General features: G+C 64.6%; 5 protein-coding genes and 1 pseudogene. All 6 read right to left on the bottom strand.

The features are described 5' to 3' along the window. Nucleotides 1–436: tripartite tricarboxylate transporter TctB family protein (locus Q0743_RS20390; RefSeq protein ID WP_298243285.1), on the bottom strand; the 436-nt coding region annotated here is incomplete at its 3' end. A gap of 202 nt (nt 437–638) precedes the next feature. Further along, a complete protein-coding gene (locus Q0743_RS20385) occupies nt 639–1613 on the bottom strand; it encodes a tripartite tricarboxylate transporter substrate binding protein (RefSeq protein ID WP_298243284.1) in 975 nt (324 codons plus the stop codon). 202 nt (nt 1614–1815) lie between these two features. Further along, entirely contained in the window at nt 1816–5727 is a 3912-nt protein-coding gene (locus tag Q0743_RS20380) for a VCBS domain-containing protein (RefSeq protein WP_298243283.1), read from the bottom strand. A 609-nt stretch (nt 5728–6336) separates the two neighbouring features. Next, nucleotides 6337–7134, bottom strand: coding sequence for an enoyl-CoA hydratase/isomerase family protein (locus tag Q0743_RS20375; protein ID WP_298243282.1), 798 nt, complete (start codon nt 7132–7134; stop codon nt 6337–6339). A 57-nt stretch (nt 7135–7191) separates the two neighbouring features. Then, nucleotides 7192–8391, bottom strand: a complete 1200-nt coding sequence (locus Q0743_RS20370) for an aminotransferase class V-fold PLP-dependent enzyme (protein ID WP_298243281.1) — start codon at nt 8389–8391, stop codon at nt 7192–7194. A 197-nt stretch (nt 8392–8588) separates the two neighbouring features. Beyond that, nucleotides 8589–8824: pseudogene (locus Q0743_RS20365) on the bottom strand (tripartite tricarboxylate transporter permease); the annotation flags it as partial.

The raw sequence follows: 8824 nt of genomic DNA, 5'->3' as shown, positions 1-8824 counted from the left end.
ACTTCCACAGCGCGATCTTGCCGACGAGGCGCATGAAGCCGGAGATCAGCAGGAAGCTCGCCACATAGAGGCCGAGGAACTGGGTGACCAGGCAGAACAGCAGCGTCGGCCCAAACACCGCCAGCACGCGGCGGCCTTGCGCGCGCGTGACGAAAGTCTCGGCCGCCTTGCGATGTGCGACGAGCGCCGCGACCAGGCCGTAGAGGCTGCCGCCGCCGAGGATGATGGAGAGATAGAACGGGAAATAGCCGGGCTCCGGCCCGGTCGAATCCCAGGACGCGCCGGTGCGCCAATTGTCGTAGCCGAGGGTGACGGCCAGCGCGAGCAGCAGCAGACAGACGAATATCTCGATCGTGCCGGACGAGACCACGGAGGGCGAGTCGTCTTCAGGCGCGGTCGGGTCGTCGACGACGATTTCAAGATCGGTTTGAGACATGCTTCTAACAACAGACGCTGTGGCCGATCCCCTCCCCCCGCTTGCGGGGCCGCGACGAGCTTCGCTCGCGCTGAGAGGGTTGGGGTGAGGGGGAGTCTCCACGGGGACGGTGCGAGTTGGACTCGTGGAGAGTCCCCCTCACCCGGAATTCAAGCTGCGCTTGCATTTCGGCTCTCCCCGCCCGCGGGGAGAGGCGAAAGACCTACTTTGCGACGAAGCCGGCTTCGGTCATCAGCGCCTTGTTCTGCGCGTCATCCTCCTCGAGGAACTGCACCATGTCCTTGCCGGTGAGGAAGATCGGCTTCAACGCCTGCTTCTCCATGTACTCCTTGTACTCGGCGGTCTGCGTCACCTTGTGGAACAGCTCGACATAGAACGCCTGCTGCTCGGGCGTCACCTTGCCGGGCAGGAACATCGCGCGCAGCATCAGATATTGCACGTCGACGCCCACCTCCTTGCAGGTCGGGATGTCGGCCCAGGACTGGGTGTCGGTCACCTTGGCGGTGTAGGAGATGCGCTCCTTGTCGAACACGCAGAGCGGACGCACCTGGCCGGCGCGCCAGACCTCAAGATTTTCGCTAGGGTTGTTGACATTGGCTTCGGTGTGGTTGCCGACCAGCTGGGTCGCGGCCTCGCCGCCGGACTTGTAGGGCAGATAGGAGAACTTCGCGCCGGTCTTCTGCTCGAGGAAGACGGTCAGCACGTGGTCCTCGCGCTTGGAGCCGGTGCCGCCCATCTTGAACGGCGCGCTCGCCGCCTTCGCGGCCGCGACGAACTCCTTCACCGTCTTGGGGCCGGCGCTGTTGTCCCACAGCACGAACTGGTCGAGCGCGATCACCGAGACCGGCGTCAGCTCGCGCCAGTTGAACGGGATCTTCGCCGACAGCGGCAGCATGTAGATCAGCGAATAGGCGATCAGCACCTTGTTCGGATCGCCCTCGCTGGACTTCATGTACATCAGCGCTTCCGCGCCCGAAGCGCCGCCCTTGAGCGAGACGACGATCGGCTGCTTCATCAGATTGTTCTTCTGGATCGCGGCCTGCATCATGCGCGCCATCTGATCCGAGGCGCCGCCCGCGCCGGCGGCCACCACGATCTCGACCGGCTTTGCCGGCTCCCAGCCGGCAAATGCCGGCGTGCCGCACAGCGCAACTGTCAGCGCCATCGCGGCCTTCATTCCATGTCCCACGCGCGTCTTCCCTATGTTCTTGTTTGGATTGGAAATTCAGAGATGAATTCGGGACCATTGTGCGGGCGAATGCAACCGAGTTCAAGCCATCCGACGTCATCCCGGTTATGACTTTGGAATGAGATGATGCGGCGCAAAAAAACGGGCTCCTTGCGGAGCCCGCTTGTCGGGGTCGAAGCTCGGAGGCGGCCTACACGACCAGAATGTCGTGCTGGTTGAGCAGCACCCCGTTCTGGAGGCTGACCAAGGCGACCGCCGCGCCCTGGGTGCCGTCGGCGCTGTAATAGAGCGTCTGGTTGCCGGTGTCGAAATGGAATTGGGAGAAGCCCGAGAACACATCGTCGCCGGAGGTCTCGAACGTCACGTCCATCCCGGCCGTCAACCCGCCGCCGAAACTGCTCGCCGAGACCGCGATGCGGTCCTGCTCGGTGGTGTTGTTGAAATCGCCGATCGCGCTCGGCCCCGACGGTTGCAGGAAGGCGAAGGTGTCGTTGCCTGCGCCGCCGGTCATGGCATTGCCGCTGGCGGTGGCGATCAGCACGTCGTTGCCGCCGCCCCCGCTCATCGTCTCGGTGCCGTTGGTCGCGATCAGGATGTCGTCACCGCCGGTACCGGTCAGGGATGTCGCCGACGGCGCGTCGTTGACGACGGCGACGGTCGCGGCGTTGGACGAGTTCGTCATCCCGTCGGAGACGGTGTAGTTGAACGAGCCGCCGAGCGTCGAGTCGTCGACGAATGCAGCGTCTCCGAAGTAGGAGAAGCCGCTCCCTCCCGAACTCGTCGTGACGGTGCCGAGCGAGAGATGGTCGGTCGTGTCGGGATCCGTATCGTTGAGCGCCAACGCCCAGCTGGGAATAACGATCGCGCCGCTGGCACCGACATCGGTGATCACGGTCTCGCCGACCGCGGTCGGCGCATCGTTGGTGCCATTGATGGTGACGGTGACGTCCTGCGTGGTCGAGCCACCATTATTGTCGGCGATCGTCACCAGGTAGTCCTGGGTCAGGGTCTGCCCCTGCGCCAGGAACTGGATGTCGGCATTGTCGACCGTGAAGTGCCAGGCGAGCGACCCCGTGCCGCCGGCCTCGCTGACCGGATCGAGCGAGAACGTGCCGACATAGCCGCTGCCATTCGGCACGAAGCTCGCGCTGTGCGTATCCCCCGTCTCGGCATCGGAGAACGACAACGAGCCCGCCGTGGATTCGGTGGCGGGTCCGGTCGCCGGGCTGACGATGACGGAATCGAGGATCATCCCGGTGCCATCGGTCTCATAGGAGAACTGCAGCAGCGTCGAAGCCAGCGAGGCATCGCCGATGAGGTCGAAGGCATAGTGGTTGGGGCCGGCCGGGACGTTGCCGAGCGACAGGATCGTTGCGCCGTCCCAGGACACGGTGAACGGTGCACTGACGCTCTCGGGATCGCCGAAGACGTCGAAGCTGACGAAATAATGCTGGCCGGGGGTGGTCGCGACGTTCTGCGACAACGTCTCCGGAGTGCTCGTCGGCAGCAGCTCGACCGAGTAATGGCCGAAGCTGCCGCCGAGCTCGAGCTGCGCGACATGGATGTGGCCGCCGCCGCTCACCGCCCAATTGGCGAGATTGCCGGTCTCGAAATCGCCGTTGAGGATCACCGGCGGGCCGGCGTCCTCGGTGACCGCGCCGCTGAGATTGGCCGCCGTGACAAGCGGATTGTCGTTGGCGCCTGCGATATCGAAGGTGATCGTGGTCGAGGCCTGATGGCCCTGCCCGTCATCGACCGTGAAGGTGAACTGGTCGGTGACGTTGTCGCCGGCGAGCAGCGCGTCGACCGACGCGTCCGCGACATAGCCGTAGGAGCCGTCGGCGTTGAGCACCAGCGTTCCGTGCGCGCCGGCGACCGAATTGCCGACATTGGCGGCGCTACCGTTGACCTCGACAATGGTCCGCGGCGTGCTCTGATCGACCGGCTGGACGACGTCGAAGATGGCGCCGCTTGCGATTCCCATGCCTGCATCCGGCCCCGCCGTGTCGGACGCCGCGATCGTCAGCGGCGTCAGAACCAGCGGATCGGCCGCACCGTCGATGGTGATCGTGACGGTCTGGGCCGAATAAGTGAAGCCGTCCCAGACGTTGACGTCGTACTGCACCGTCAGCGTCTCGCCGGCGCTGAGGAAATCGAGATCGGCATCGGGGATGCTGAAGGTCCAGTCGATGCTGCCGCTTCCCGTGCCCGTGGAATCATGCAGCACGGTGATGAGCGCGGACTGAAGGTCCACCAGCGTCTGCGCCGGGGCGGCAAAGCTGTTGGCCGACCACACCGCTGAATCCAGCACCACGCTGACCGAATGCACGTCCGACAGATCGACGTCATCGAAAACAAGCGTTCCCGTCGGAACCGGGCTCGTGGTGTCCGGCGCCTGCGATCCGGTCACCCCCGGCTGCTCGGACAGCGAGGCGGATTGCGGCCCGCTCGTGATCACCGGCGCGTCATTGGCGCCCGTGATCACGACGGAAACGGTCTGGGTCGAACTGGTCGAGCCGTCCGCGACATTGATGGTGTAATTCACCGTCAGCGTCTCGTTGAATGCGAGATAGTCGAGATCCTTGTCGGGGATCGCAAAATCCCAATCGATGCTGCCGGTGCCGGTCCCCGTGGAATCGTGCAGCACCGTGGTCAGTGCCGCGGCGAGGTCGGCCTGTGTTGCCGCCGGTGGCGTCGGCCCCGAGCTCGAATCCAGCGTCACGGTCACGGTGTGCGTATCGCTGGTGTCCTGGTCGGTGAAGGCGAGCGTGCCGGCCGGGCTCGTCGGCGTCGTGTCGAGGGCGGATGAGCCCGTGGTGGCGTCCTGCTCGGCGACGGTGGAGGATTCCGGACCGCTCGTGATCACCACGGGATGGTTGACGCCGAGGATGGTGATGGTGACGTCCTGGGTGGTGGTGCCGCCGTGGCCGTCGTCGACAGCGACGTGATAGACGAGCTTGAGCGTCTCGCCGCCGTTGAGGAAATTGGTCGAGGAATTGGCCAGCGCGAAATTCCAGTCGACCTCCCCGATCAGATGGCCGGTGGAATCCTGGAGCGAGGTGCCGAACGCGGCCAGCAATTGTGCATTCGTCAGCGGGATCGCGCCGCCACCCGAACGGGTCGCGGTGACCGTGGTCGAGACGGTGTGCGCGTCGGCAAGATCGATGTCGGTGAAGAGCAGGCTGTCGCTGGCATGGAGGTTGCCGGAGGAATCCAGATTCTGATCCTCGACCAGCGCGGCCGATTCCGGGCACGACAGGTAGATCGGCTTGTCGTTGGTGCCGACAACGGTCACCATGACCGTCTGCGTCGAGATCCCGCCCGCATGGTCGTCGAGCTGTACCGTGTAGGTGATGTCGAGATGCTGCCCCGCTGCGAGATAGTCGAAGGCAAGATCCGGCGCCGAGAAGGTGGTGTTGATAGTGCCGGTCGAGGAGCCCGACGTCTTGACGACGTTGTCGACGTGGAAGAACGACATCAGCTCGGCGGTGCCGAACGGGCCCGGCAGGAGGCCGGCGGTGGCACCGGAGGCGGAGACGCCTGTCACCGTCGCGGTGTGGCCGGTGTTGGCAAGGTCGTCGTCGGTGAAGTTGAGCGCGACGTGAACCGTGTCGGGCGAGAGCGAGAGCGTCTGGTTGCTCTGCTCGGTGACGGTTGCGGCCGCCGCCATGTTGATGACGGGCTTGTCGTCGGTGCCGGTGACCGTGATCTTGACGGTCTGGATTGCGAAGCCGCCGTGATTGTCGGAGACCTTGACGTCGTAGGTAAGCACCAGCGTCTGGTTCTTGGCGAGGAAGTCGAAATCCTGGTCCTGGTCGCTGAAACTCCATTTGAGCTGGCCGGAGCCGTTTGAGTCGGTCAGGATCTGCGATTGCATCGCGGTCTGGAAATGCGCGAGCGAGGCCGCAGGCACGACCGTGCCACCCGACACCACCGCGGAATGCAGCGTCGCCGACGTCGTATGCGTATCGCTCCTGTCGCTGTCCCTGAAACTCATCGTTCCCGACAGTGTGTGCAGCGTGGTCGAATCATTGAGGTTGGCGAATTCGGTGAAGCTGCCCGTGGCGGAGGACGAGGTGAAAACCGGCGTATGATTGGTCATGGAAAAATCCCTGCCTGCGTTGCCATGAAAGCGCCGCCGCAGGAGAGCGCGGCGACGTGACTAATCGGTCCGAGACATCGGACGAGACTCAACGGTCTTGACTGACGGGCCTTATCGAAGGGCTTCGCTTGAGTGTCTTGGCTTAAGGGTCTTGGGTCGGGGAGCTTTTGGCTTGTCGCGAGGCCTTGCCTGGCGTCGGGATGGTCAGCAGCAATGAAATTGTGGCGCGGCTCGCGTCGTTGAAAACTAGTTCGCGTCGTCGACAGTTCGATTTCAGTTCAATGACGTCTGACTGCAGAACGGCCTACAGAACACGTCACGCAAATTCACGTCGCTCAATTCAACTGGGACTCGAAATCACTTGCTGGTCGCCTGTCGGCCCGATCAATCCGAGACGGCATCATGCAACCTCCGCGATCTTATGCCCGGGCTTGCTGCGCCGTCAATCTGAACGCAGGCCATGCACGCGCCCGCCCAGTTCCAGCCAATGGAACCAGTTGGAAGACTTGCGATAATTGGAGCGGGACCCAAACGCTTTGGCGGTGTCTCTCAACTGCAGCTTCCGCCCGTCGCGCCACCGTGCGGCGCGACGAAGCGAGGCCCTGATGCCTATTTGCCCTTCCAGACGGGGGCGCGCTTGTTGAGGAAGGCGTCCATGCCCTCGCGGAAATCTTCGCTCATATAGGCCTTGAGGATCAGGTCCTCGCCCTCTTCACGGGACAGGGTGCGGCGGATGCGGCGCACCGCTTCCTTGGTCGCCTCCAGCGTGAGCGGCGCATGGCTGGCGACGAGCTTCGCCGTTTCGTCGGCGCGGCGCTGCAGCGTCTCGACGTCGGGCACGATCTCGTTGAGCAGGCCAAGGGCAAGCGCCTCCTGCGCCTCGACGAGGCGGGCCTTGAAGATCAGATCCTTTGTGCGCGCGGGGCCGACCAGCGCGACCACGCGGCTGATGTTGGACATCGACAGGCAGTTGCCGAGCGTGCGCGCGATCGGGAAACCCATCCGCGTCGTTTCGGTGCCGATGCGCAGGTCGCAGCAGGCCGCGATGCCGGCGCCGCCGCCGGTGCAGGCGCCGGCGATCGCCGCGATCACGGGTACGCGACACTGCTCCAGCGTGCCGAGCACGCGGTCGATGCGCGCCTCGTAGTCGAGCGCGTCCTGCGCGGTCTTGAAGGCGCGAAATTGCGAAATGTCGGTGCCGGAGGCGAACGCCTTGTCGCCGGCGCCGGTGAGGATCAGCGCCTTGATGGAGCGATCGGCGTTGATCTCCTGGCAGATCTCCGCCATGCGGTCATACATGGCGAAGGTCATGGCGTTGCGCGCCTGGGGGCGGTTGAAGGTGATCCGCGCGATGCCGTCCGTGACGGAGTAGAGCAGGTCTTCGTTGGTCGTCGTCGGTGCGTTCATTGCGCGCTCACTTCTTCTTCAAGCTTTCAAGCCGGATCAATCAGGCCACCTTGGGCCTCAAGCCACCTGAGCCTTGGTCATCGGCACCGCGTCCCGTCCCTTCAGGACGTCCATGGCCGCCAGTACGCCGCCGCTCCGGTGCGGAATCTTTGCAAGATCCAGACCCATTTCGACGCCGGCGAGCGTGCCCATCAGCATCAGGTCGTTGAAATGACCGATATGGCCGATGCGGAACACCTTGCCCTTGACCTTGTTCAGGCCGGTGCCGAGCGACATGTCGAAGTTGTCCAGCACCACCTTGCGGAAGGCATCGGCGTCATGGCCTTCAGGCACGCGCACGCCGGTCAGCGCCGGCGAATGCGCGGCGGGATCGGCACACTGCGTCTCCAGGCCCCAGACCTTGACCGCGGCGCGCGTCGCAGCGCTATGGCGCTTGTGGCGGGACCAGACGTTTTCGAGGCCCTCCTCCTCCAGCATCTTCACGGCTTCACGCAGGCCGTAGAGCAGATTGGTGGCGGGCGTGTAGGGGAAGGTGCCGAGCTTGTTGAAGCTGATGACCTCCTGCCAATCCCAATAGGAGCGCATGCCCGGATTGGCCTTGGCGACGGCGAGCGCCTTCTCCGAGACGGCGTTGAAGCCGAGCCCGGGCGGCAGCATCAGGCCCTTCTGCGAGCCGGCGACCGAGACGTCGATGCCCCAGGCATCGTGCTCATATTCCATCGAGCCGAGGCCGGAGATGGTGTCGACCATCAGAAGCGCCGGATGCTTGACCCGGTCGAGCAGCTTGCGCACCTCCAGCGGCGGCGTCACGCAGCCGGTCGAGGTCTCGTTGTGCACGACGCAGACCGCCTTGATCGTGTGCTGCTTGTCGGCGACGAGACGCTTCTCGATCTCGGCGAGATCGGCGCCATGGCGCCAGTCGCTCGGAATGAAATCGACATCGAGCTTGAACTTGTCGGCGATGCCGCGCCACAGCACGGCGAACTGGCCGGTCTCGCACATCAGGAGCTTGTCGCCGGGCGCGAACACGTTGACCATCGCCGCTTCCCAGGCGCCGGTGCCGGACGAGGGGAAGATGATCACGGGCTGCTTGGTGCGGAACACGCGCTGCATCGCGGCAAGCACGGCGAAGCCGAGCTCGGCGAACTCCGGACCGCGATGGTCCAGCGTCGGCATGTCCATCGCCCGCAGCACGCGGTCGGGCACATTGGTCGGTCCTGGAATCTGTAGGAAATGCCTTCCAGTATGCACGGTCATCGGCGTCCTTCCCGGTCTTGCCTTGATCTTGATGGCCGCCGAATAGCACCATTTGACCGGCTTGTCCCCTCTCCTTAGGGCTCCTCCCATGCATAAGCGGCGGCCCTCCGCCGGGACCGGGGGACCCCCGTGCGCTGCGGCCGCCGCCGTTCCCCGCAGCGTCCCGCCCTCCGGCGTCCGTGAACGGGCGTCGCGACCTAGGCCTGCGCCGGCCGCATCAGCTTTCCGGCGCCGCTGAAAACCTTGTCGATCACCGGCCAGAACAGCAGCACGATCGCCAGCGTCGTGATCGAGCCGACCAGGCCGTTCGACCAGAACACCTTCATGTCGCCGCCGGAGCCGATCATCGACAGGCGGAACGCGTCCTCGGCGCGGTTACCGAGCACCAGCGCCAGCGTGAACGGCGCCAGCGGAATGCCGATCTTCTTGAAGA

The sequence above is a fragment of the uncultured Bradyrhizobium sp. genome (genome assembly GCF_936943645.1).
Classification (GTDB): domain Bacteria; phylum Pseudomonadota; class Alphaproteobacteria; order Rhizobiales; family Xanthobacteraceae; genus Bradyrhizobium.
The sequence above is the reverse complement of the archived record's forward strand: the minus strand, read 5'-3'. Positions and strand labels throughout refer to the sequence as shown.

Coding starts and splice junctions, on each gene's coding strand:
- Q0743_RS20385 (WP_298243284.1), bottom strand. CDS start 1,613: ATGAAGGCCGCGATGGCGCTGACAGTTGCGCTGTGCGGCACGCCGGCA.
- Q0743_RS20380 (WP_298243283.1), bottom strand. CDS start 5,727: ATGACCAATCATACGCCGGTTTTCACCTCGTCCTCCGCCACGGGCAGC.
- Q0743_RS20375 (WP_298243282.1), bottom strand. CDS start 7,134: ATGAACGCACCGACGACGACCAACGAAGACCTGCTCTACTCCGTCACG.
- Q0743_RS20370 (WP_298243281.1), bottom strand. CDS start 8,391: ATGACCGTGCATACTGGAAGGCATTTCCTACAGATTCCAGGACCGACC.